At 49.1% G+C, this 26,055-nt stretch carries 13 protein-coding genes and 1 pseudogene; 9 read left to right on the plus strand and 5 right to left on the minus strand.

What is annotated here, in order from left to right; translation table 11 throughout:
* Nucleotides 1-33: 33 nt before the first annotated feature.
* The 3 genes and pseudogenes from MKX98_RS33260 to MKX98_RS33270 all read right to left on the minus strand — a co-directional run.
* Nucleotides 34-2,136, minus strand: coding sequence for a TerD family protein (locus tag MKX98_RS33260; protein ID WP_339220633.1), 2,103 nt, complete (start codon nucleotides 2,134-2,136; stop codon nucleotides 34-36).
* A 349-nt stretch (nucleotides 2,137-2,485) separates the two neighbouring features.
* Complete coding sequence (locus MKX98_RS33265; protein ID WP_259445612.1) at nucleotides 2,486-3,118, minus strand: hypothetical protein; 633 nt, start codon at nucleotides 3,116-3,118, stop codon at nucleotides 2,486-2,488.
* A 212-nt stretch (nucleotides 3,119-3,330) separates the two neighbouring features.
* Nucleotides 3,331-3,834 (minus strand): annotated as a pseudogene (locus tag MKX98_RS33270) (ankyrin repeat domain-containing protein); the annotation flags it as partial.
* A 243-nt stretch (nucleotides 3,835-4,077) separates the two neighbouring features.
* Between MKX98_RS33270 and MKX98_RS33275 the strand changes: the two are divergent.
* The 4 genes from MKX98_RS33275 to MKX98_RS33290 all read left to right on the plus strand — a co-directional run bounded on the left by MKX98_RS33275 (nucleotide 4,078) and on the right by MKX98_RS33290 (nucleotide 8,597).
* Nucleotides 4,078-5,214: a DUF418 domain-containing protein gene (locus MKX98_RS33275; protein ID WP_339220636.1), complete on the plus strand. Its 1,137-nt coding sequence runs from the start codon at nucleotides 4,078-4,080 to the stop codon at nucleotides 5,212-5,214.
* Between the two features lie 19 nt (nucleotides 5,215-5,233).
* Complete coding sequence (locus MKX98_RS33280) at nucleotides 5,234-6,355, plus strand: sensor histidine kinase (RefSeq protein WP_339220638.1); 1,122 nt, start codon at nucleotides 5,234-5,236, stop codon at nucleotides 6,353-6,355.
* Entirely contained in the window at nucleotides 6,352-6,957 is a 606-nt protein-coding gene (locus MKX98_RS33285; RefSeq protein ID WP_339220640.1) for a response regulator transcription factor, read from the plus strand. Before MKX98_RS33280 ends, MKX98_RS33285 begins: the two co-directional genes overlap by 4 nt.
* A 279-nt stretch (nucleotides 6,958-7,236) precedes the next feature.
* A protein-coding gene (locus MKX98_RS33290) for an IS1182 family transposase (RefSeq protein ID WP_339219424.1) occupies nucleotides 7,237-8,597 on the plus strand; the annotation gives its coding sequence in 2 pieces (ribosomal slippage) (nucleotides 7,237-7,804 and nucleotides 7,804-8,597; 1,362 coding nt in all).
* A 159-nt stretch (nucleotides 8,598-8,756) separates the two neighbouring features.
* Here MKX98_RS33290 and MKX98_RS33295 read toward each other — a convergent pair.
* The gene (locus MKX98_RS33295) at nucleotides 8,757-9,380 is read right to left on the minus strand and encodes a class D sortase (RefSeq protein ID WP_220687122.1); all 624 of its coding nucleotides are present in this window, start codon (nucleotides 9,378-9,380) and stop codon (nucleotides 8,757-8,759) included.
* Between the two features lie 526 nt (nucleotides 9,381-9,906).
* Between MKX98_RS33295 and MKX98_RS33300 the strand changes: the two genes are divergently transcribed.
* The 4 genes from MKX98_RS33300 (at nucleotide 9,907) to MKX98_RS33315 (ending at nucleotide 21,659) form a co-directional block, all read left to right on the plus strand.
* The gene (locus tag MKX98_RS33300; protein WP_339220642.1) at nucleotides 9,907-15,417 is read left to right on the plus strand and encodes an isopeptide-forming domain-containing fimbrial protein; all 5,511 of its coding nucleotides are present in this window, start codon (nucleotides 9,907-9,909) and stop codon (nucleotides 15,415-15,417) included.
* A 203-nt stretch (nucleotides 15,418-15,620) separates the two neighbouring features.
* Entirely contained in the window at nucleotides 15,621-17,123 is a 1,503-nt protein-coding gene (locus MKX98_RS33305; RefSeq protein WP_339220644.1) for a dienelactone hydrolase family protein, read from the plus strand.
* Between the two features lie 261 nt (nucleotides 17,124-17,384).
* A complete protein-coding gene (locus MKX98_RS33310) occupies nucleotides 17,385-20,798 on the plus strand; it encodes an S-layer homology domain-containing protein (protein ID WP_339220646.1) in 3,414 nt (1,137 codons plus the stop codon).
* A 165-nt stretch (nucleotides 20,799-20,963) separates the two neighbouring features.
* Nucleotides 20,964-21,659 carry an MIP family channel protein gene (locus tag MKX98_RS33315; protein WP_339220648.1) on the plus strand — a complete coding sequence of 232 codons (696 nt, stop codon included), beginning with the start codon at nucleotides 20,964-20,966 and terminating at the stop codon, nucleotides 21,657-21,659.
* Nucleotides 21,660-21,767: 108 nt separating this feature from the next.
* On the opposite strand, the gene MKX98_RS33320 is transcribed toward MKX98_RS33315, so the two are convergent.
* Nucleotides 21,768-23,927, minus strand: coding sequence for a serine hydrolase domain-containing protein (locus MKX98_RS33320; RefSeq protein ID WP_339224650.1), 2,160 nt, complete (start codon nucleotides 23,925-23,927; stop codon nucleotides 21,768-21,770).
* Between the two features lie 292 nt (nucleotides 23,928-24,219).
* On the opposite strand from MKX98_RS33320, the gene MKX98_RS33325 reads away from it, so the two are divergent.
* The gene (locus MKX98_RS33325; RefSeq protein ID WP_339220650.1) at nucleotides 24,220-26,013 is read left to right on the plus strand and encodes a hybrid sensor histidine kinase/response regulator transcription factor; all 1,794 of its coding nucleotides are present in this window, start codon (nucleotides 24,220-24,222) and stop codon (nucleotides 26,011-26,013) included.
* Nucleotides 26,014-26,055 lie beyond the last annotated feature (42 nt).

The raw sequence follows: 26,055 nt of genomic DNA on the forward strand, positions 1-26,055 counted from the left end.
CTCATTCATCATGACCTCCCATTGCATCCACTTTTACACCACATACTCCGCCATAATCTGCTCAATATCGAATGGAGTAACCCCATTTTCCACCGAAAAGATCGTTTCCGCTTGATCCGCTGTGTCTACCGACTCTCCTCTTGCCTTGGCATGCAGTTTGAAAAGATCATACAGGTCAGGTTTCCGTAGGGTTGTCATGGCTTTGCCCATCAAAACCATCCCCTTCTGATTCCCTTCTACGTTGTTGTAGTAATGTGGATGTCTCGTCAGGGACAGATCGGTCCAGATAACCATGCGTTCCACCAAATCCAAGATAACAGGAATAGCGATCTGCGTATCTGCCGCGACATCGATTTTATTGGCTACCGTCGATGGCTCGAATATTTCACCGGAACCGGGTTTCTTGCGCATCATCCAGCCCACGAAGCACTCCGGCAGGTTGCAGTACGGTTGATTCGTAAACGAATGAAGAGTCGCTACAATATAACGCCCCCCATATTGGACGATGGATGGAATATGCAAATCAATGAACTCGCATGCTCCTTGAGGAGCCGACACGATATCTCCGCTGTGCACAGCCTTGTAATTGGATGACCGCAGATTCGTATAAGAGATATGCTCGACGTACTGCCAATCTTGATCATACATGACGGCGGACAAGTCAATATCCACACGGCCCGTAGGCTCCCCGTCAACGTGTCCTTCCTTCCACCAGCTGAAGAAACGAATGGTATCCCCTTCCGTCATCGGCACGCGGCTTCCCCGAACCAACGTATGCAGGGCTTTGCTTGCCGATCTCTGGGAGAACGGCACGTGATAGTCCTTCAAGCGCTCGTCGACATAGGCCTTTCCTAAGGGCGGCAGTGCGGCAAACCGCTGGATCAACGCCTGCTCGCATACCTGCACGATGTTCCGGCATGCCGCTTCATCAATCTGCGGGAGCGTATGGGGTGCGGCAAAGGCTTTCGCCACATTTCCTTTTGGAAAAAAGACGCGCAGCTCTTGAGGCTCACGGCGGCGGGCAAAATGGTCCTTCACTTGCAGCAATACCGGCGTCGATACTTGTCTCGCGACTTCGCCAAAGGCCAGTGCAACATACTCCGTATGTTCGGTGGATCGCAATAACTGATCCAATCTGCGGGCAAATTCCCCCGGACGCTGCATCAACAGATCAATCAAATTCCAGACCTGGTTGTACTGAAAAGCAAGCTCCACACTCCCGTTATACGTGGTAAAGGGTTTACGATTACGTAAAATATCAAAAGCTTCCTCGCAGCGTATATACCGATGCTTATATTCGGATGGATGCAGAATTTCACCCAAACGAATCCAGCGGTCCTTAAATCTGAGCATATCCTCCGTTATCGGATGGCAGCGTTCCAGCAATCCCAGAAGAAGTCGCCTTTCACGCCGCTTAAATTTGCGAAACCGCGTGGCTTCCGCCAGACTGACATCTCCGTCTGACCACGCCACTGCCAGACGAAGGACATCGGTTGCGGTTTTGAAATAACGCCCGATCAGCTCGACATTCCCCTTGTCATGCTTCATTAATGAGGCTGCCACGAATCCCGCATTCTCCTTGAATGGAATCTCGGAAGGAAGAATGGCCTCCAGTTCATCGGGATTTGCATGCTCGATAACGGTCTCAATATCCTCTTTATCTGTTTGGGAGATGGAGCCTTTAGCCTGGATAAGCTGACGTATCGTGGCATAGAAGTCCGCTTTGCTCCCCAGGTCAATAACCTTCAGTTTGACTTCGTCCTGCAGCGGAGGTCTCTCCTCAAGCTCATACTCAGGCAAATCCCATGTAAGATAATGATAGATGGCATTCAGATAGAGCTCCGCATCTTCCTCATCCATCACCTGTTTCGGGAAAGCAGGATACATCGGCTCATATTTCACATGCGCACCTACCAGCACCCTTAAATCATTAATGAGTGGTTGATAAAGCGCCTCAAACTGCTCCTCGGATAAGGTACGGATCGCGTGTAATAGTGGATATGAGAACGCAAATCCAAGGTGTTCGATGTTTTTTATGGCCGTCGCCAAATAAGCTTTCGAGAGCCGACCCGGCCCTTGGCCTTCGCTTACAATCAATTTGTTCGCTCTTCGCAAATAAATGGTATTCATCATCATAAAAGAGTCCAGGAGAGCCATATCCCTAATGTCATTAAAGGATAATAGAAGGAAGGAATATGATAGCCTGGACGCCTCCTCTCTTGAATAAAACTCCTTCAGGAAAGCTGCGACCCTAGGTTCTCCAATTGAAATAGAAGGAAGGATCACAATAGCCTGAAGGCCAATGGTTCAAAGTCCAAGACCTCAAATCTTTGATGAACCCATCATCCCATACCCGATAGCCGGCCAACAGGGCGAAAGTATTACGACTTTGGAAAATGAGGAATGATTTCACTCTCATTCGTGATAAAAAAAGCGACGGCCGCAGGTCCCGGCAATCGCTTTTTGGGTAAATTGTTATTTATATTTATGAGAACTGCCAGAAGCCCGCTATCAGGTCCTGAACGTCATTCGTGGTGATTTTGGCGTAAATATACAGAGCTCCAAAACCAAAAGGATAACTGCTGTCCTCTCGGAGCAGCGTCTCGGGATAACCTTCCTCGTCTACCTGCAACAAAAAGGAGAACCCTTCCTCCCTCAGCCTCTCCGAATAATAATCTTCATCTTGAACCAGTCTCGGACTCCCGCCGAATTTGACCAGGAAAGACTGATCGATCGACTGGAAGTCGCTGCATGACTCTGGATGCGAAATAAGATGTTTGATTAGGCCCGGGTGCGCAAAATGATCGTTCAAGCTCTCGTCGGTCATCGGATGCTCCATCACCTTGATTGAGCAATCGGGGTATTGATTGTGCTCCACGTATTCCTCATAGTCATTAGGGATGAAAATGGAGATCATAGATGCTGGCTTGAACGGATGAACGAGACTTAAATAAAAGTAATAGTTCTGGTCGCCATCATGGATCGTATCCGCTTTGTCGTCGAAATAGGCCGGGGCATTGCCGCCGATCCAGCCCGCGGCATGTTCGGATGAACATGGGCTTGCGGAATAAAGTATACTTTCTGTTCTCTCTTCTAAAATGCTCCTGAAATGATTCATAGCCATTTTCCTGAATCCCTGACGTTTACGGATTCATCCCCTTTCTAAGTATTGCTGGATCTAAGCGTCACGAAACTAAATGGCAGGCTATCCACACAGTGGTAAGAACCGTCATCCCGATCGTAAATATCCCCGCCTTTCAAAAAAGCAACTTTATCGAAGTAAAGCATATGACGATAGACAATGAGTTTAAATTTGAGGTTGCAGGTGCCTCCGACTTTTCTCTCGATTATATCCGTCAGTGCAAAGAAGTCGATATACCCGATTTCATATTCATTCTGCGATAGCTCAAGCCGCAACTGGTCTCCTGTCAGAAAGCGAACGAGTTCATCGGTCAATTTATATTTTTTCAGCGCATACTTCTTGTTCTCTAAACTATGATATTCAGCCGGCTCCAGCGATTTCAAATAGTACGCCAAGGCGGTATCTTTATTACTCACAGCAATCGTATAAGGTCGTTCCCCGTCTTTTTCTGCTATCGTCACGTCCGCGTCTCGCTCAATTAAATGCTTAACCATGGCAAGATTCCCCATCCGCGCAGCAATCGTTAACGGAGTCGCTCGATAAGGATAGACCATATCGGGCTGATTATAATTGATGTCCACCCCATAATCGAGTAGATAATCGAGGGTCTTATAATCATGGTCCGACACGGCTTGGCGCAGTACAACGCTGCCATGCAGCTTGATATCCAACCCCAACTCATGAATGAGCGGATCTTATCCACTTCGGCGCCACGACAGCTACCTTGGTGCCGATACGATGTACATGATCACTCCTCCTGTTTTCTTCTATTATTCCACAATTTTTAAATCATGACGAGAGCCCCATCTCACACCACCCTTTCCCAACATTTATGACACGTGTCATACGGATCTCTTTACAGGTGTGAATGTTGCGCCGGTCGGATCGTTCCTACAATAGTGACAAGAGAACTTAGAAGAAAGAAGGAATGGGAGATGGAACAACGAAAGGACAGAATCCGCCTGCTGGATATTTTGCGGGGCTTCGCGATCCTGGGAACGCTCGGGACGAATATTTGGATTTTTGCGCATGCGGGGGACCTCAGCTACATTACCACCTTTGATCATTCCGGTTGGTGGGGAGCGAATGACTTACTTCGCATGATCGTCTTATTTCTGGTGAACGGGAAACTGCTCGGACTGCTGACTATCATGTTCGGCGTCGGTCTGGAAATGAAGTATCGGCAGGCCAAGCGCAAGGGAAAGCCGTGGCCTGGCGTTTATTTGTGGGCCGTCCTGTTTCTGGTCTTCGAAGGCCTGCTGCATTTTATATTGGTCATGGAGTATGACATCTTAATGAGCTATGGAGTAACCGCCATCATTGCAGCCTTCATCGTAAAGGGCGGCGACCGGCTCATCGCACGTACGATGAACGTAATCGGCAGCGTCTTAGCTATTGCGATTCTGGCCCTCGCGGGACTAATGCTGGCGAGCGGCGCAAGCGGATCGTTGGGCAGCTTTGACGATGTTGTTGCCCTTTATCAGGAAGGCACCTGGATGGAGCAAGTCCAATATCGGCTGGCGAACTTCCTTCCGCTGCGAATGGAAGCCATCCTGGTGATACCGACTAACGTGTTTCTGTTCCTGCTCGGGATTCGCTTCATGCGCTCAGGCGTATTCTCCCCGGACGAGAACGGCAAAAGCCTGCGGAAAAGGCTATTTAGGCTGGGGATATATGTGGGCGTACCGCTCAACCTGCTTATTTTTGTGCCTGGCGGCGCTTTCGATCTGCCGGTGCGCTATTTATTCGCCCCGCTGATGTCCATGGGGTATATAGCAATTTTGGCGAGAATGATACAATATACGAAGTTGGAATGGCTGTGGCGCCTTCTGGAGAATGCCGGAAAAATGTCGCTGAGCTGCTACGTGCTCCAAAATCTCATGGCATCCGCGGTATTCTACGGCTGGGGCTTGGGCCTTGCCGGCGAGCTGAATTCGACTGCCATTATCGCCGTCTGGCTGGTAATCTCCGCGTTTCAGCTGGGCATGGCATCCCTGTGGCTTCGCGGCTTCAAGCTGGGACCCATGGAAAGCGTCCGTAAACAGGCGGTAGGTTTCTTCGAATCAAGATAGCCGAATTGGAGGCTTAGATATGTTCTATAAGCTGTATCCGAGGGACCAGATTAAAAGTTATTTGCTCATCGATGTCGTACTGACCGTATTCTTATGCTACCAGGTGTTTCGTTCGGATACGGCGCTGGGACTGTGGGGCAGCCTCTTGCTGCTCCTGCTGTTCCTTGTTTCGTTCTATATCGCGCTGTGGCGCCGGGACGGCTGGCTGCTCGCTGCCGTGCTGACAGGCCTGTTCGCCATTGGCGTACTCGCGGTATATACGGGGCCGACCACCCTGATGTTCGGGATTATTTTTGCCGACTTGCTGGGCCGGTCCAAGTCCAAGGTGCATATCGCCATCGGCAGCGGGGCCATTGCCCTATCATTCCTGCTCGTGTTCGTTTTCCGAAAGGACCCCCTGCTTGAAACGTCCAATGCCATTTACCTTCCGATCATGATCATTCAATCGGTATATCCGATCGTCATCTACATTAAGGAGAAAGCGAAAAGCCTTCAGGGGGAGCTGGATGAAGCCAACGAGCAGATTGCAAAGTATATCCAGCAGGAGGAGCGGCAGCGTATCGCCAGGGATCTCCACGATACCTTGGGACAGACCCTCATGATGATCAAAATGAAGAGCGAGCTGGCAACGAAATGGGTGGATAAGGATGCTGCCCAAGCCAAGCGAGAGCTAAGCGAGATTCTCGATACCACCCGAACGGCCCTGAAGCAAGTAAGGGAGCTGGTATCCGATATGAAGTTCATCTCGCTGGCAAGCGAGCTGGAGCATTCGGCTAAACTGCTGCATACAGCAGGAATTTCGCTGAGCATCGAGAATCCGGAGAAACTCCCGCTGTTATCCAGCGTGGAGGAAACGATGCTTGCGCTCTGCGTCCGGGAAGCCATGACCAATATCATCAAGCATAGCCGTGCCAAGCGGTGCACGATCAGACTAGAAACGAAGGACCATGCCTTCGGAATCCAAATCGCGGATGACGGCGTAGGGCTGGCGGGGAACGGCGACGGAAACGGCATCCCGTCGATCATGGAGCGGATGAAGACGCTTGGCGGCTCTTTCGCCATCGCCCCATCGCCTGAGGGAGGCACCAGGGTATCCTTGAATCTCCCGCTTCGCCGGCATGAAAAGGAGGACGCTTCATGATTCGAATCGTTATTGCGGAAGATCAGAAAATGCTTCGCGGTGCATTCGCCTCATTGCTTCATTTCGAAGATGACATCGAGGTCGTTGCCGAGGTGCCCGACGGGCAGCGAGCCTGGGACGCGATCCGGCAGCATCAGCCTGACGTGTGCCTGCTCGACATCGAGATGCCTCATATCAGCGGCCTGGAATTGGCCGAATCCATACGACAAGCAGGTCTGCCCTGCAAAATCATGATCGTTACAACCTTTGCGCGCCCGGGTTATTTGCAAAAAGCAATGGATGCTCAAGTAGAGGGATATCTGTTAAAGGATGAGCCGATCGATTTCCTGATCGAATCCATTCGGCGGGTCATGAAGGGCGAGCGGATTGTGAGCACCGATCTGGCGGCCGCGCTCTTCATGAAGGAGGAGAATCCGCTCAGCGAACGGGAAATCGAAATGCTTCGCTTAACCAAGGAAGGCATGACCACCGGCGACATCAGCAAAGCCCTGTTCCTGACGAGAGGCACCGTTCGCAACTACCTCTCCTCCGCCATACAGAAGCTGGAGGCGGATTCCCGGCAGCAGGCCGTGGCGATCGCCGAGGAGAAAGGGTGGCTGTAAACATCCTCGGACACAGCTCAAATGGTACCGATAAGCATGCTCCCGCTATTGCAGCGCTGCTGTTTTTGCTTGAACCCCGTAGCGTTATGTAAGTCAGCGAAAAGCTCGAAAGGTAATAAAGTATACATTCTTTAGATAAAAAAACAACGCAGCCTCATTAGCTGCGTTCAGGCTGTCGAGAAAGTCTCGACAGCTATTTTTTTGTGTATTTAGTTCAACACGACACCGCGTTAATATTATATAATATTAGTAAATAAACCGTTCGGAAGGGTGTTAAATATGTTGCGTTCTAACCGAGAAAAACAGCAGGCTTACGAGTTTGTTTCGATTGAAGAATTGGTTCCTCAAGATCATCTGCTCCGTAAAGTGGACAAGTATATCGATTTCTCTTTCATCGACGAAAAGGTCCGTCCGCTTTACTGTGCTGATAATGGGCGACCAGCCATCGATCCTGTCGTGTTATTTAAGATGATTTTCCTCGGTTATTTTTACGGCATTCGTTCAGAGCGTCAACTGGAACGCGAGATTCAGACGAATCTGGCATACCGTTGGTTTCTTGGTTTGGGATTGACAGACAAAGTTCCGGACCATACCACCATTAGCTGGAACCGACGGACTCGTTTCAAAGACACTAATATCTTTCAAGATATCTTCGATGAGATTGTGCTGCAGGCAATCGAGCATCGCATGGTCGGCGGACGAGTCCTGGTTTCGGATTCCACGCATGTGAAGGCCAATGCGAACAAACACCAGTACACCAAGCAGCAGGTTCTACAAAACACACGAGATTACATGGACGAACTCAATGGCGCAGTAGAAGCCGACCGGAAGGCGCATGGAAAAAAGCTTTAAAACCCAGAGAGGATGTGGTCGAGAAGAAAGAAATCAAGGTGAGCAAAACCGACCCGGATAGCGGTTATATGATTCGCGACGGGAAACCGGAAGGATTCTTTTATTTAGATCACCGGACCGTTGATTTGAAGTACAATCTGATTACCGATGTCCACGTCACGCCGGGAAACGTCCATGATTCTGTACCGTATTTGTCGCGTTTGGATCGCCAACGAGAGCGATTTGGTTTTGAAGTTGAAGCCGTTGCCCTGGATTCAGGCTATTTAACAACCCCCATCTGCAAAGGATTGCAGGAACGGGGGATCTTTGGAGTGATTGCTCACCGGAGATTTCATCCGACCCAAGGCTTATTTCCGAAGTGGAAGTTTACCTATGATGCCGAGCGTAACCGTTATATTTGTCCGCTCCAGCATGAATTGTTGTATCGCACCACGAATCGAGAAGGATACCGGCAATATGCCTCCGATCCGAAACACTGCAAGACTTGCCCGATGCTGGAGCAATGTACCCGTTCACGGAATCACCGCAAGGTCGTCACGCGCCATGTCTGGGAAGACAGCAAGGAATGGGTGCGAAACAACCGGCTCAGTCGATCCGGCAAGTATTTATACCGAAAACGAAAAGAAACGATTGAGCGAAGCTTCGCGGATGCCAAAGAGCTCCATGGGTTTCGCTATTGCCGGTTGCGCGGGTTGCAAAACGTCAGGGAACAAGCTCTGATGACAGCAACCGTGCAGAATATGAAGAAGATGGCGATCCACTTGGATCGCCTGGAAAACAGGGGGTAATCCCCCATTTCCCCTCTTGAATTGACCACTTAAAAAGGGAGAAACCCTGTACTTTGAAAAAAGTGCAGGGTTTCTCGACAATCTGAACGCAGCCTCATTAGCTGCGTTGTTTTTTATTGAGTACACACTTACAAAAGCAATGCGAGTCTGTGTCCCAATCTATCCATCTTCCCCGACCGGGTAAGCATAGAAAATATAACGCTCCGGCGCATTTCCTACAAAGCGAAACGGATAGCAGGTCGAAATGACCAGCACCTCGGTTCCCATAGAACGAATCACCGATGTATCGTCTTTATCTACAATATCCGTACTTTTAATCTCATATTCAAAGGTACCGTAAGGTAGCTTTACGATAAAATGATCCCCTACCGACAACTTGTCGAAATCCCGAAAAACGGTGTCCCGGTGCCCAGACAGCAAAATCTGCTCGTTATCCATTGGAAAAGCGGTACCGCTGTAATGCCCGACGCCTCTCTCGAGCATCTCTTCATCCGTACCTTCGATGATCGGAAGTTCTGCTTCCAGCTTTGGGATTTGAAGCATTCCGATCACATCGTTCGGTTTTGGATCGAACTTGGATTTGTCGATCACTTGATCACGATAGGATATAGGATCCGCACGCCGTTCTTTCGAAGCATCTATTGTATTTGACTGGCGAATCAGTTCGTTTGCTTCCGCCATAGCTTCCTTCAAGTTTGCCTGGTGTTCGACATACTGAATGACAGCGAAAGTCACGATCCCCATACCTGCGAGCAGCAACAGCATACCTACTATTCTTCGCATGTTCTCTCCTTCCAGTCTGCATTAATATATCAATTGATGACTGCCGGATAGCCAATAAGAGTTTGATTATCCTCTATATTTTTACAATGTTATCTTACTGTTTCTTATCTATAAAATCCAGCTGAAGGCCATACTTCTGCTGCACAATAAGCCAAAAGTAATATGTCCCCCCTGCAGGATTTCCCCCTCTCTGTACTAAGGATTTGCTCCACCTGAATCTATATTAGGTTGGGGCTTCGTCCAATTGCTAACCTCCCACTGGAAACGCAATTCCAGCGTTATCTATTGAAGTCATACGGTGACCAACAGCCTAAACAAACTGCCTATTTAAGCACGGCAACATTGTAGTTTTTTGTCGAATCATGGTATGGGCCAAACGTCCATTTTTTGCTGGTTATATATGGTACCACGGGAATATTGTCGATAAATGGTTGCTAGCTTATACTTGACGGGAAATTGTATAAATTTGGAGGTGAAAAGGAGTGGTGCCGGAAACAGGAGATGAGCATATCGCACTAAAGCTCCGGTGATCCGAAAACATAACGATTGGAGGGAGACAAAATTGCATTCTACCCGCTCGGCAGGAAAAACCGTATTGAAACGGATTTTCATTCAATTTTCCATCTTATTAGTTATTCTTGGCGGGTTACAGCCTGTAATGACAGTACCTGTGGAGGCTGCAGGAGGAATAACCATTAATGGCACCGATTCCTATGCAACGGTTAGGGCTGCCGATGGCACCTCATGGTTGTACCAATTTGACGGCCAGTCGCTATCGGGAACCCCGATCGGGACAGTACCTCTGAACTCCGTTTTCGATGGGATTGGTTTAGATCGAAATCAAGGTGTTTTTTATGGACTTAGGTACAGTACCGGAGAGATCCATAAAATTATGCCGGATGGAACCAGTACCCTGGCGGCAACGAACTCCGGGTGGACGGTAGTCGGTGCCGGAGGGGTTAGCCCAGACGGTTCAACGTTCACCTATAATGTTCAAAGGGACGTCTCGGGGACCATTGAGCGCGAGATTCGGAATCTCGATTTGAGCTCTGGACAGATAACCACGCTTACAAGTTTAGATACGGATATACGGGATCTCGTATACGATCAGGAAGGAAATATCTATTATATTCAGACTGGTGACGAATCCTTTGTCAGACTTAATCCGAAAACACTGGATAAGCACGCGCTCGGTGAGTTTAGGCTTTCGGACGGAACGAATCCGATCACTTGGGGCAGCGGCATCAGTATTTTACCGGATGGGAAATTGCTGATTTCGGATGCATCAGGGGCCATGTATATTGGAAATCCTGAAAATAACCTTTTGACATTAATTGGGCAGGTTCCGGATATTAATTTGCTCTGGGATCTTACGTCAGGAGCTTATCCTACATATACACCGAAACTGACCGTTGAAAAATGGATTAACGGTACTGAAAAGAGCAATGAGATTTCACCCGGGCAAGAATATTCATACTCGCTGAGAGTAATAAACAGCGGAAATGTATCGGCGAGCGGAGCCGTTCTAAAAGATCAGCTGCCAGACGATACGGAATATGTAGCGGACAGCACGACTTTGAATGGCAAAGCAGTCGCTGATCTTAACGGAACAAGTCCTTTATTTGCAAATGAAGGCATGTCGGTTAAGTCGCCTAATCCGTCTGCCATGAACGGTTCCCTATTGGTTGGGGAAGACGGGGCTGCCGTTGTTACATTCCGCGTGAAAGCCAAGGACAATACAGCGGTTGGCACCAAGATCACAAATACAGCCACCGTGTCTTCAAATGAATCGGGAACCATTCAATCCGATGAAGTCGTTTCGACGGTTACGACCGGAACAACTCCTCCAGCCACGTGCCCAGCGCCGGTAGCGTTGATCAATGGCAGCTTTGAGGAGCCGGTGTATGCGGCTAACGATCCCAGATTCCCGGCCGGCCCAGGCTATTTTTCGGTCCAAGGTCAATACGTACCCGGCTGGAAGACAACCGATTCTACGGGATCCTTCGAAATATTTAACAAAGGTTTAATGGATCAAATCCAGCCTGGTTCTCCTAACGATCAACAAGGCCTTAAGAATGCTGTTCCCCATGGGAAACAAATGGCGGAATTGAATAGCAAAGAGCCTGCACAGCTATATCAGGATGTGAAGACGACTCCCGGGCAAACGATCTATTGGAGGATAGCGCATAAAGGAAGACTCGGCGTGGATACCATGGCTGTCAAAATAGGCTCGGCCAATGTGGATCCGAAGGTTCTTCCGATTGTCGACCAACTAACGACGGGTAAGGACGCTTGGAAATATTATACCGGTACCTACGTCGTTCCGACCGGCCAAACGATGACACGCTTTGGGTTCGAAGCCGTCTCATCCACGGGCGGCAACCCGGCAGCAGGTAACTTCATCGATGATATTTTCCTCGGAACAGAACCTTGCGTCATTGCAGATAAAACAGTATCTCCACAGGGAGAGGCATCTGCCGGTCAAGAATTAACGTATGATGTGACGGTTAAGAACAACGGCGGCGACGCCGCAGCAAATGTAATTTTTGAAGACAGCATTCCTGTTGGAACTGAATTTGTTCAAGGCTCTATTGTGGTGGATGGCCAACCGGTTAACGACTCCCACTATGATAGCAGCAGCGACATGATCGTGATCGATTTGGGTGAGGTGCCGAATGCCGCCCAATTGCCTCAAGGAAAAACCATTCAATTTAAGGTGAAGGTGTTATCCGGTTATGGGGGCATCATCACAAAGAATCAGGCCATTATCAAATATGAAAACCTTTTGACAAACAAATCAGAAGAGGTAGCTACAAATGAAGTGAGTACGTCAATAACCGGCGAAGCCAATGTGTGCCCGGCTCCGGTAGCGATGATTAACGGCAGTTTTGAGCAAGGCGCTGTCAAAGGATCTGCTGTTAATACGTCCGGGCTTTACTATTATGAATCCGAAGTACCTGGATGGAAGACCACGGACGATGCTAACGGTTATCCAGTCATTGAGCTATGGGACTGGGCACGAAATAATCCTTCGGTTGTAAAGAACTGGCCGGCTCCCCCTGATGGCGGGAAATGGGCAGAACTCAATGCTTTCGAAAACGGGATGCTGTATCAGGATGTGAAGACAACCCCTGGGCAAACCATATATTGGCGCCTATCCCATATGGGGCGGAATGGGGTTGACACGATGCAGCTTCGTATTGGGGCAGCAACGGCTAACCCTTACGATGCCGAAGTCCAACGACAAATGACGGATGATAAAACCGCGTGGGGTACCTATACGGGTACTTATAAAGTCCCTGCTGGGCAAAAGGTCACTCGCTTCGGCTTTGAGGCGGTGAGCACAGCAAGCGCGAGCATAGGTGCAGGCAACTTCATCGATGACATCTTCCTTGGCACGGCACCGTGTGTAACGGCCAACAAGACCGCATCTCCACAAGAAGTGAGTGCCGGCGATGAAGTAACCTACGCGATTCAGATCAAGAACGAAGGCGGAGACATCGCAGCCGATGCAAGTGTGACGGATCTGATTCCTGCAGGAACGGAATACGTCCCTGGTTCCATGAAATTGATCCAAGGCTCGACCACCAAGGACCTGACGGATGCGGACGATGCCGACGAAGGTCGCCTTGAAGGCAGCCAGGTCAGCATTAAGTTAGGCGATTTAGCGAATACGAGCCAATTGGCAGATGGCGTTACCGTGCAATTTAAAGTCAAGGTCTTAGCGAACGCTGCCAATCAGCAAATTAAAAACAAAGCGCTAATCAGCTACGACAACTTATTAACAGGCGACACGGAAGAGAAGGAAACGAACGAAACCACAACACCGGTCCGTCTCAATCCTCCTGTTCTGGAGTCCGACAAATCGGCAGTCCTTCAAACCAAGGCCGCTGGAAACACGGACCCTGACCATCCTGAACCAGGCGATACGCTGCGGTACACGATTCAGGCACGGAATACGGTCCTTAACAGCTTCGTCAGCAGTTTGGTCATCTCCGACGATCTGCCGGCTGGACTGCAATATGTACCGGGCAGCCTGAAGGTAGACGGCGTCTCCGTCACGGATGACGAGAGCGATCAAGACGGTGGTCTGTATAATGGCGACCAGGTAGTCGGCCTTTTCGGGGATATCACGGATACCGAGTGGCACACGCTTGAATTCGAAGCGGTCATTGCGACGGGCCAAGCCGGCAAGAATATTCGCAATACCGCCGTCGCCGGCGGCGAGAATGTAAGCACGCCGAGCAATGCCGAGGAAGTTGTTCAGGTCTATCCGCGCCATCCGGTTGTGGAATCGGAGAAGATCGCCGAAAACCTGGATACGGGTAAAACCCATTTTGAAGTCGGGGATACGGTGGTCTACACCATTCGGGCAAGAACGGTGACGGAAGATTCGTATATCTCGAATTTGAAGATTACGGATACGCTGCCGGAAGGACTGGAATACGTGCCGAACACCCTAACCGTGGACGGCAAAACCGCCACCGATGAGGAAGGCGACGATAACGGTCATTATGTCACCGGGGATGTATACGGTGTAACCGGCGCGGTGTATGGCGGATTCGGCGACATCTGGGATAAGGAGTGGCATGTGCTTCAATTCCATGCGACGATCCAAACCGGACAAGCCGGCAAGGATATTCGAAATATTGCCGACGTCAGCGGCGACAATTTCGACGAGCCAAGTAGGCCGGAAGAAGAAGTCAAGGTCTATCCGCGAGAGCCGATTGTCGTATCCGAGAAGTCCGCAACAAATCTTGAAGCGGGCAAGGATACGTTTGAAGTCGGAGATACGGTTACCTATGTGATCCGGACAAGAACGGTAATAGAGGACACGTACATGGCCAATCTGGCCATCACCGATACGCTGCCGGCTGGTCTGGAATATATTCCGGGCAGCTTGAAGGTCGACGGCGTTTCGGTAACCGATGACAAGGATAGCGACCAAGGCCACTATGCCTCAGGTCGGGTAGTCGGTAACGTCGGGGATGTATGGGATACGAAATGGCATACGCTCGAGTTCCGGGCGAAAATCGTAGCAAACGCAGGGGAATCGATCCGAAATACCGGAGAGATTACCGGAGACAACATCGATCAGCCAAGCCGTCCAACGGATGAGATTGTGGTTGAGGAAGGCGATACGCCGCCGGTGGACCCACCGGTTGATCCGCCAGTCGACCCACCAGTCAATCCGCCGGTAGATCCGGATCCACCAGTTACACCGCCTGTAACACCACCGACTCCGCCTTCCCCAGTCATCGAGTCACGGAAGACATCGCGGGATCTAAGTGGTGGCATCATCGGGGTTGGCGATAAGATGGAGTATACAATCTCCGCACGCAATACCGTTGCCGGCAGCTATGTATCGAACCTTGTGATTGCCGATATCCTGCCGGAAGGACTGGCATATGTAGCAGGCAGCCTGAAGGTGGACGGTATTTCCGTAACCGATAACTCTGATGGCGACAAAGGTCAATATGTTAACGGCAAAGTGAGCGGTAACTTTGGACGGATTGCTGATACCGAATGGCATACGATTACGTTCCAGGCAACCATCAAGGCGGGACAAGCCGGCAAATCGATCGTTAACATCGGTGAAGTCACAGGGGATAATGTGACAAGTCCGGAGAAGCCATCAAATGTCATCGAAGTGACAGACAACGAGAACAATGGTGGAAATACTACGAACCCGGGTGGAACGGGAGATTCCGATGAAGACTCGAATGGAGATTCGAACGAAGACCCGAATGGAAACTCGAACGAAGATTCCAACGGGAACCCGAATGAAGACTCGAATGGAGACTCCAACGGGGATTCGAATACAGGGGCACAAACACCGGAAGATCATGACGATTCAACATTAGGCGTATCGGATTCGACTCCACGAGATCCGGCTGAGTCCGGAGATCCGGCAACGAACGAGCCTAACGGAAATAAATTACCGAATACGGCTACGAATATGTACAGCTACATGTTAGCCGGAGCTATTATGCTTCTTGCAGGATTGCTTTTGTTAAGAAAAAGAAGAAAAGTATAAACTGCCAACAGCTGCCCCCCAAGTGAAGACGACTTGGGGGGCAGCTGTTATTTTGAGGCGATTTTCCTTAAATGAGCTGAAACGCCCATCCTCTACGCAAACGACTCTCCCATATTTAAACCATTTTTAAACGGAACTGCCCGTTCGTTTTAACCTTGATCCGTTACGATTAAAAGAAACTGGAGCAATAAGGGAGAGAACGTATGCGAGTATTGGAAATGTTGTTGATAACATCCAGCGTTTTGGTGCTGATGGTCTTACTATTTCGTAACACAATCAACCGGATGACAGGGGCTATAGCCGGCGTCGCTTGTGGCTCACTGTTAGCAGCGCAACTGCTGTTTGAGGGCTATAGGTGGCAGATGATTCCAGCCTATATCGCTGCTTTGCTCCTCACCTTCGTCTTATTTAGACGCAAAAAGGTAGGAAAACCGCTTCGTTATAGGATATTGGCTCTATCCGTTGTTTTGCTGGGCGTATCGGTTGCCTTATCGGTATTGCTGCCGGTCTTTCATTTACCCAAGCCTTCAGGCGAGTTCAGTGTGGGAACGGAAACGTTCCATTTTATCGATGCCGACCGGGAAGAAACGTTTACCGAGCAGCAGGGCGACAAGCGAGAGCTGGTCGTTCAGGTATGGTACCCTGCTGCGGAATCTGGACGGAGCGCCGAGAAAAATTCGGTGTTCCCTAAGGACAGAGGGCTCTTCCATGCCTATATGCAAGCTTATTCCGGATATCTGGGCCTTCCCGCTCCCGCCCTCGACTACTGGAAATACAGCAAGGCCAATACATCTATACATGCAGATTTGCATCCCGCGGACAATCCGTATCCAGTGGTACTGCTGTCACACGGCATGGGGGTCGGCAGAATTTTGCATACGTCGCAGGCTGAACATCTTGCCAGCCACGGCTATATCGTATTCGCAGTCGATCATACTTATAGTACCGTTATGACCGCATTTCCGGACGGACGCATGACCGGATTCCTTACGGAGCAGTCTCAAGAGCGATTATTTGAAGACAGCCGCGCCATTTTAGATGTGTGGAACAAGGATGCAGCATTTATTGTGGATCAGCTAGAGAAGCTGCACTCAGGGGCCGTCGCCAGCAAATTCGAAGGAATGCTGGATATGGACAACATCGGGATGCTGGGTCATTCCTTCGGTGGAGCAGCAGCTTTTGAAGCCGTTTATTCCAACCCGCGAATCAAGGCCGGCGTGAATATGGATGGCACGTTGTTCATAACGAAGAACCGTGACGACATGAAGAAACCGTTTATGTTCATGGAATCCGAAGATTTTAAGAATGTGAACGAGCAGCAGGCGAAGTACCGCAAAACACCGGCCACGGATGCTGAGCTCAAGGAGCTCCGGTTAACGAGAGAACAATTTGACACCATACTGGCGAATCGGGAAGCGGAACTGAAGCTGATGGACCGTTTATCGCAGCAAGGGTATGGACGAACCATTTATATTGAAGGAGCCGGACATTATAACTTCACCGATCTCCAGCTTTACTCTCCGCTTATCGGACTGACTGGCATGACCGGAAGCTTGAATGGAGTAAGGGGCGCAGAAATCGTCAATCGCTATCTTTTGGAGTTTTTCAACCAGCATTTACGCGGAATCGAGAGTAAGCTTCTAGCCGGTCCCACGGAGGAGTATCCGGAAGTGAAATATCCGAGCTCGGTTTTTCCAGGTGAATAGATTGAAAGAGAAACGCTCTTCGTATACCGAAGGGCGTTTCTTTATGGGTTTAGCTTTTAACAACCATCTTTCCCTCACATCATTCGTCTGGAATTTCATTAATATGAGCCATTCATGCAAAATACAACAGCCGATGTAGAGTTCTTGTAGAGATTTGCGTGATACAATTCCATCAAATTCAGACCTACCATATTGAGGAAAAATAACAACCGAATAAAGACGATTAATTCCTTTATTAGGTAAGAGATCAGAAAAGAGAGGATGGGAAATTTGATCAAGCTTTTTAAGAAAAAACAGGCAGCGATATTTCTGAGCAGTATCCTGGTCATTGGCGGTTTACCGGCAGGATTAGCTCCGAATGTAGTGAGTGCTGCTGAACCGCAGGGAGCTTTAATCACCACATCTAAAGGTAGTACCAGTTATGATCTGATTGACGGCACAACACCCAAGATTGTTGTAGATTCAGGGGTTACGGTTCAAGAGTCCGTCTATACGGAAAATTTGAATGCTGCCACGGTGGTTATCGAAAATTTCGTTGCCGGGGATAAATTGGAAGTTCCTGCAGCAAGCGGAATAACAGGAACTTATAATCCTGCTAATGGTATCCTGACATTAACCGGTGCTGCTTCGGTTGAAGACTATAAAAAGGTATTGTCTAGCGTTACCTTTTCGACAACCTCCAGCGTAACAACAGAAAGAACGATTCAGTTTACGCTCGGTGATGCTCTTCCTTATGAAGCTAACGGACATTTTTATAAATATGTTAATAAAAATACGTCAATTACTTGGGATGCTGCAAAAGCCGAAGCCGAAGGCAGCGAATATTTTGGACGGAAAGGGTATCTGGTTACTATAACCGATGATCAAGAAAATACCTTTGTAAAGGAAAAAACTTTAGGTATCGGTTGGCTTGGTGCAAAAGATATTGAACGGGATGCAAGCACACCTAAAAAAAATGGTGACTGGCGCTGGGTAACGGGGCCAGAGGGTCTGGAAAATAGCAAGCAAGGCACGAAATTCTACCAAGGTTATACAGGCAGCGGACAAAATATTTTGTATACCAACTGGGATGCTGGCGAGCCAAATGACTACGGTGGAACAGAATTTGTTGCTCATATTTTTGGACCCGGAGCTAAAGCTGGGAAATGGAATGATTACTCTCCAACAAATAATACGGTAACTGGATACATTGTTGAATACGGCGATATGCCTGGCGACAACAATGTTGTAATCAGCGCCGAACAGACCATTTCTTTTGTGAATGTTACCGAGCTAACAAAAGCAAAAACGGTAGCTGATCAACTAAAAGAAGAGGACTATGCTGCGACCGAATGGCTTGAATTTGAAAAGGCTTTGGAAGCTGCCAAAACGATTCTTGAAAATCGCAGTAAAACCCAAGGCGAAGTAGATGCAGCCCTGAAGGCGTTGAAAGAGGCACAAGAGCAGCTGAAGCCCCGGGTTACAATCACGGAGCCGAGCGGCGATACGGTATATGTGGCCCAGCCTGAATTTAAAGGGAAAACTCCTCAAGGTGCAACCGTCACCGCAGCTGTTTATGATAAAGACGGCAACCTTATCGGTACTCCTCAGGTCCAAGTGAATTCGGACGGTACATGGAGCTTTGCACCTGACCAAGAGCTGCCTGATGGCGACTATGTCGTTGAAGTGACTGCTGAAAAGGACGGCAAGACAAGCACGGAAAAGAAAAATGTGACGGTAGATACCACCAAACCGAATGTACAAATCACTGAACCAAGCGGTGAGAAAGTCAACGTGTCCAAACCGGAGTTCAAAGGCGTCGCTGACAAGGATGCAAAGGTCTTCGTTGAATTGACAGATGAGAGCGGTAAGGTAGTTGAGACCCGCGAAGTGGACGTAGACAGCAATGGAAATTGGAGCTTCACTCCGTCCGAGGACTTAAAGGACGGAAAATATACAGTCAATGTAACGGCAGAGAAAAATGGCAAGGTGTCCAAAGACTCTAAGGTCGTAACGGTAGACTCAACAGACGAATCACAACTATCGGGTCTCGAATTAAAACGTGGGGATGGAACACCGATTGCGATCTCTCCAGCCTTTAACGGAGGAGTGACCCATTACCAGGCTTCGGTGACCCAAGATGTTTACAATACAACCGTAACGCTGGCAACTTATGATCCGAATGCCACGATCGAAATCTCGCTTAATGGCGGGGCATGGCAAGGAATTCCTAACGGCTCTGAAAGTGATGAATTGCCGTTAGCATTCGGCACCAATACGATTGTTGTGAAGGTAACGGATTCCCAGGGTAATGTAACGGAGTATACATTAACCATCACCAGAGGCTCCAGTGACAATAATAACGGAGGTAATAACGGAGGCACCGGCGGGGGCAGCACTTCTCCTTCAACGCCGCCTACGACTACACCACCTCCAGTAGATTCTGGCGTGAATACATCCGTGAACGGTAACAACGGTGGGTTCGCCACAGGAAAGACAACCACTTCTGAAGGTAACAAGCAAACTTCTGTACAGGTAAACAGAGACAAGCTCGGAGACATATTATCAAGCGGAACAGGTCAGAAGCTGTCCATCCAATCTCCGAATGATGGAGATATGCAGGTTGATGGTTTAACGGCTGCGGACATTCGTTTGTTAGCTGATAAGGGAGCAAGTCTTGACATCGGGAATCCGTTAGCTATCTACCCGGTGCCTAGCAAGCAATTGGACTTGAATTCAGTGTCCGGGCAGCTGGGAAATGCGGCACTCAACGATATCGCTGTTCATATCGACATTAAGCGCTCCTCGGAGACTTTGAGAAACAATGCCAAGAACAAAGCAACATCGGCAGGATACCACCTGCTGGTTGATCCGGTCGACCTGGAAATGACTTTTAGCCAAAATGGTAAAACCGTAAAATCCGGACAATTGAACGGATACGCTCCTAAATATATCGCTCTTCCGGAAGGCATCGACCCGAATCGAATTACGACAGGCGTTGTGGTCAATCCGGATGGCTCGGTATATCATCTGCCAACTGTAGTTACTAAGATCGGGGATCGTTACTACGCGCAGATTCATGATTTGCGCAGCAGTGGTTCGTACTCGGTTATCTGGAATCCGCAAGATTTCGATGATGTGAGAACTCACTGGGCGCAAACGGAAGTGAACAATATCTCTGCTCGCCTTGACCTCCAAGGGAATGGTGGCAATACGTTCGCTCCAAATCGAAATGTGACTCGGGCTGAGTTTGCAGAAATCGTTGTATTGGGCCTTGGACTGATGCGTCAAGAAGAGCCAAAAACAACATTTGACGACGTTACAGCAACTGCCTGGTATCGCAATGCGATCTCGATTGCCAGTGAATTCGGCATCGTACTCGGTTATAACGACGGCGCATTCCGTGGTAACCAAACGATTACAAGAGAAGAAGGAATGGCGATGATCGCTCGAGGTTATCAATTGATCAAGCCAGGCCATGCAATTAGCGAAACAGAAATTGGCAAACTGCTCGCAGGGTACGAAGATGCGTCCCAAGTTGCAAAATGGGCTAAGCCTTCCGTAGCAACCCTGCTGTCTGTAGGAGTTGTCGAAGGAAGCGGGGATAAGGGACTGACTCCGAAATCCACGATGACGCGTGCCGAAACGGTAGCCTTGATGGAGCGTCTGCTGAAAGTTACCAATTTAATCGATTAAATCCATAAGTATGAGTCGATGACCCGCATAAGGCACTTTGGAAAAAGTGATCCCTTGCGGGTCATTTTTGTTCAAAAATCAGACATCCTCCCGCTCTATGTCCAGTTTTTGTCTATTTGCCTCATATATAATGAGAATCGATTTTTAATTATTAGGAGGTAGATTATGAACGCGTCATTCAAAAAGTACGCTGCCGAGTTCATTGGAACTTTGGTGCTTGTTCTGTTCGGCTGCGGCAGTGCCGCTACGGCGGGAGGAGAGCTCGGCCATTTGGGGATTGCATTGGCATTCGGGCTGTCTATCGTAGCGATGGCCTACGTCATCGGTCCGATTTCGGGCTGTCATATCAATCCGGCGGTTTCACTTGCCATGCTTATTAAACGTAAGCTAACCGGTACCGACTTCATCGGGTACGTTGTTTCGCAAATCGCCGGTGCCATTGCGGGCGCCGCTATTCTGTACGCCATCATCGTCTCCGCGGGTATGCCCACTACGGGGCTCGGTCAGAATGGTTTCGGCCCTGGGTATGGGATCGGGATTTCAACCACTATGGCATTCGTTGTCGAAATCATTTTAACCTTCGTATTTATTTATACGATCCTGGGCGTAACCTCTACGGAGAGCAACGGAAACGTAACCGGCCTTGTGATCGGACTGACACTCGCTTTCGTACATATTTTAGGCATAGCCTTAACGGGAACATCCGTTAACCCTGCAAGAAGCCTGGGACCCGCACTTCTGCTTGGCGGGCAGGCCTTATCCCAAGTGTGGGTGTTTCTTATCGCCCCGCTTGCCGGCTCAGCGCTGGCCGTTGCCGTATACCAGCTGCTGAATAGCAAACCTAAGGGGAAACAGTCGTGACTTGTTAACTATAAGGGACGCCTGCATGCGTTCCCAATTCCATGAATAGACGGCAATACGAAAAGAAGCCGACATGCGCACATAAATGGTGCGATGTCGGCTTTAAATTTAGCGTCCAAACTCCTTATCGAATATCTTATCGTGAGCCTCCGCAACTTTCGGAGCTACCGAGTTGATGGCTGTCACTAGAATGTGCTTCCCGCCAACAGGTCCGAAGGCTCTCGTCTCGAATCCGTAGGTGCCGCCGGCATGCCCCCAATAGGATTGCCCGTCCGATGTTTTCCCTTCATAAATCCCTAGTCCTACTTTACCTATAGGTGTATCTACAGCTGTGAGCATCTGGTCCATCATCTCTTGATTCAGAAGCTCTCCGCCCAACAGCGCACTGAAGAAGGTGGTCAAATCTTTGACTGTTGAAACCATGTCACCGGCAGCATTTGCCCAAGACTGATTCATTTCGGTCAAATCATACATATGGCCTGTTCTGTCCATGTTGTATCCTCTGGCATGTTTACCCGGAATATAGAAACTGTTTTCCATGACGAATGTCTCCGTTAGCCCGAGCGGCTCGATAAACCGTTTCCTGATCTGCTCCGCATACGTATCCCCGGTGACCTTCTTAATAATCTGACCGGCTAGCAATGTATTGGTGTTGGAGTAATTCCAGCCTTTCCCTGGCGCATATGCAGGCGGCTTTGCAAGGGCCAAGCGGATGAGTTCGTCTACGGCATAATAACGGAACGGATTGTTAGGCAGGGTCATATCGCGCATATCATGATCTGTATAGCTTGCAAGCCCGCTTGTGTGGTTCAATAACTGACGAATCGTAATTTGGTTGCCGTCATACCCGTTACCCTGTACAACCCCCGGCAGCCATTGTTCGACCGAATCATCCAGGCTTAATTGTTTCTCCTCAGCCAACTGCAATACAACGGCAGCAGTAAACGTTTTCGTAATGCTCCCAATCCGGAATGAAAAGTCCGGCTCAACGGGGCCTGGCACCTCGTAGCTGGCTGTACCGGTGGCATAAGACCAACGTTTCCCGTCTTTTAACCCGCCTCCCACGACACTCGGGACTTGTTTATTGGTTACCACCTGATCCATGACCTGTTTGACTTCTTCCCTTCGCTTGCTTTTCTTTTCCTCCTCCGTGAGTTCTTTTTTGGTTTCTACTGCGAATTCCGACGCTAAAATATCATTAATATATTTATCCGCATCGCCCAGTACATTGATATTGATCGAAATGGTATGCTGACCGCCTTCGGTTCCGCCTGCAAAGTTGGTAAATCCGGGAATGCCGCCGCCATGTCCCCATACAATGGTCCCATCCGGCAGCTTTGTTTGGTGTATGCCCAGTCCATACTTTCCAAGAAAGGAGTCGGCTGTGCTGGTCAACATCTCCTTCAGCATCTCCGGTGTCAGCAGCTTGCCGCCCAACAAGGCTCGGAAAAACGTGGTCATATCTTCCCCGGTCGAGATCATTTCTCCGGCGGCATTCGTAAACGATGGGTTCAGCGTCGTAATATCCACTAATTGATCCCCTGTGTTCAGGTAGCCACGAGCATTTTTTTTCGGAATATCCACCGAGCTGCCAGGGAGAAACGTTTCTTTTAGTTGAAGCGGTTCAATAATTCTTTTCTTAATCTGCTCATTATACGTTTCCCCGGTCACTTTCTGAATAATGAGCCCCATAATAACGGTATTCGTGTTTGAATATGACCAGCCTGTTACGGGCTTTTCCTTCAAGGCCAGGTCGATTAACTGTTTGGCTGTATAATTATCACCTGGATTTGCGAGTAATTGAGTCCTGAGATCGGGAGTTAAATAATCTGGAAGTCCGCTTGTATGATTCAACAATTGGCGAATCTTAATCTTACTTCCGTCATACCCATTGCCGCGCACAAGCCCCGGAAGCCATTTCTCCACCGTATCATCGAGGCTTAGCTTCTTTTCGCCGGCAAGCTGCAAGGCAACCGTAGCAACAAATGTCTTCGTTGTACTTCCGATCCGGAAAGCGGAGTCGGCGTCCACTTTATGGTTCCTTTCGATATTCGCTTCACCTGAGGCATATGACCAGCTCGCCGTTCCTTTCTTCACAGTAACAATAACGCCCGGAATATGGTCGGCATTGGCAGCCTTATCGATTGCTTGTTGGGTTGGCGTCTTAACTGCCGCATGTACAGCTCCATAGGCCGGGAATACCAGGGAACCCGCCAATATAGCTGTTAATGTAAGCACAGCTCCTTTGTGTGTGGTGAATGATTTCATCATGCATCGCTCCTATTATTTTGGAATGTTGTGTTGCTTCACTCCTTCACCCTACCCCCTAAGCTGTTAAATCGGACAGTGATAAAACCGCCAAGCTTGGGTATGACATCGTGTTTGGATCTGTCACATATTCTGTATGACAAAGTGTCAACTGTTCATGTGACGTGCTGGCTGCAGCCAAGTTCCAACAACCTCCTCCATTGCTTGACGGATCGAGAAGTTATGGTGCATGATAGGTCTGAATTATCTGGAAATTGGTTTGCAAATACATACAAGCAGGTGTGCATAATCCGTGTTCTCCATAATGAAAAAATGGTTCTGGTATGATGGGTTACTTGTGTCCCTACGAACGCTGTGGCTGGTTATTATCGTAAGCACTGCTTTTGTCAATCCGTCATTGATCGATGCGCCGGTTGGGGTTGTACTTTCGCTTGCTTTGGCCGTTTACCTCATTCCGCTAACGGTACGCTACAAAAAAGAAGAACGATATCTTGCAGTCGAAGTCGCAACAGCTGGCTTGTTCCATCTCTATTTAGCCTACGCTGCGCCGGAACTGTTATGGTCTTTCATTCTATTCGTGATGATTATCAGCTTAATCAGCAGTCGAAAAAGCTATGTGTGGACCGGAATCCTCTGTGGAATCATATTCCCGATCTTGAACGGTTGGATTGCGGATCGCCTTCCGTACGAGTTTATCGTTAACTGCAGCCTTGGATTTGCCATCGGCTTCGCGTTTAATATATTAATTCAGTCCCATAAGCAATCCCGAATTATTCAAGAGCAGAAGGTGCTGCTGGAGCAGCATATTAAGCGGATCGAGGAGCTTACGCTGATGGAGGAGCGCAGCCGCCTGTCACACGAGCTGCATGACACGATTGGTCATTCGCTTACCTCGCTCATCGTCGGCGTTGAATCACTGCGATCGTCCGTGCCGGATTCGCAAACCGAGAGGATCGATTCGCTCGTCGGTATCGCACAGCACAGTCTGGATGATATTCGAAAGCATCTGCACAAGCTCTCTCATACCACGTTAAGCCATACGTTAAGCGAATCGCTGTGGCAGTTAAGCGAAGAGTTTATGAAATCGACAGGTATAACCGTCCATTTCCGTGTGATCGGCAGTGAGACGCTCGTTATGCAAAAAATAAACTTTAGTCTATATCGATGTCTTCAGGAGTCTCTAACCAATGCCGTTCGGCACGGCCAAGCGAGCGTGATAACCGTTCAGCTGCATTTCGATAGTCAGCAGCTTCGGTTACAGATCGAAGATAACGGGATTGGAATGGAAAACATCCAATTCGGATTTGGGCTCCAAGGGATGAAGGAACGCCTTGAGCTATTTAACGGCACGCTGTCCGTCCATTCCGGTGCCGGGCAAGGCACTATCGTCATATGTAATATTCCGCTGCAGACTGCGCCAGTCCATGACACGATCCGCCTGCTGATCGTTGATGACCAGGCGATCATCACGGACAGCTTAAAGCATAATTTGGAACAGCATGCTGAGTTTATCGTCGTGGGTAAGGCTGGGGACGGGCGCGAAGCATTGGAGCATTGCGAGCGGTCCCAACCGGATATCGTGCTCATGGATGTTCGTATGCAGGGAATGGGCGGGCTTGAAGCTTTAAATGAAATGAAACATCGATGGCCTGAAATGAAGGTTGTGCTTATGACGACGTTCGAGGATTCCTTGCAGGCAGCAACTGCATTGGAGCGCGGGGCGGATGGCTACATGCTGAAGTCGATTCATCCGCGGGAAATGAAGGAAGCCTTGAAACTTATTTATAATGGGGGAACCTGGATCGACCAATCGGTTGCAACGCAAGTCTTCGAAGAGATGAAGCGTCAACGTGAGCAGCTGGAAAGAATCGGTTCAAATCAAGAAAACTACCCGTACGGCCTTACGAAACGCGAGATGGAGATTCTGGAGAATCTATCGAGCGGACTGCGTTACAAGTCGATCGCCGCCAAGCTATTTTTATCGGAGGGAACGATCCGCAATTACTGCTCGATTCTCTACTCCAAGCTTGGCGTTAACAATCGCGAAGAAGCCATACAAATGGCGCGATCCGAGAATATCGTATAGGCGCTATTTGCGCACCAGTGCAGAAATCCCGGCAACAAAGAA

Origin of the sequence: Paenibacillus sp. FSL W7-1332, assembly GCF_037969785.1 — a bacterium.
Taxonomy (GTDB): Bacteria; Bacillota; Bacilli; order Paenibacillales; family Paenibacillaceae; genus Paenibacillus_AQ.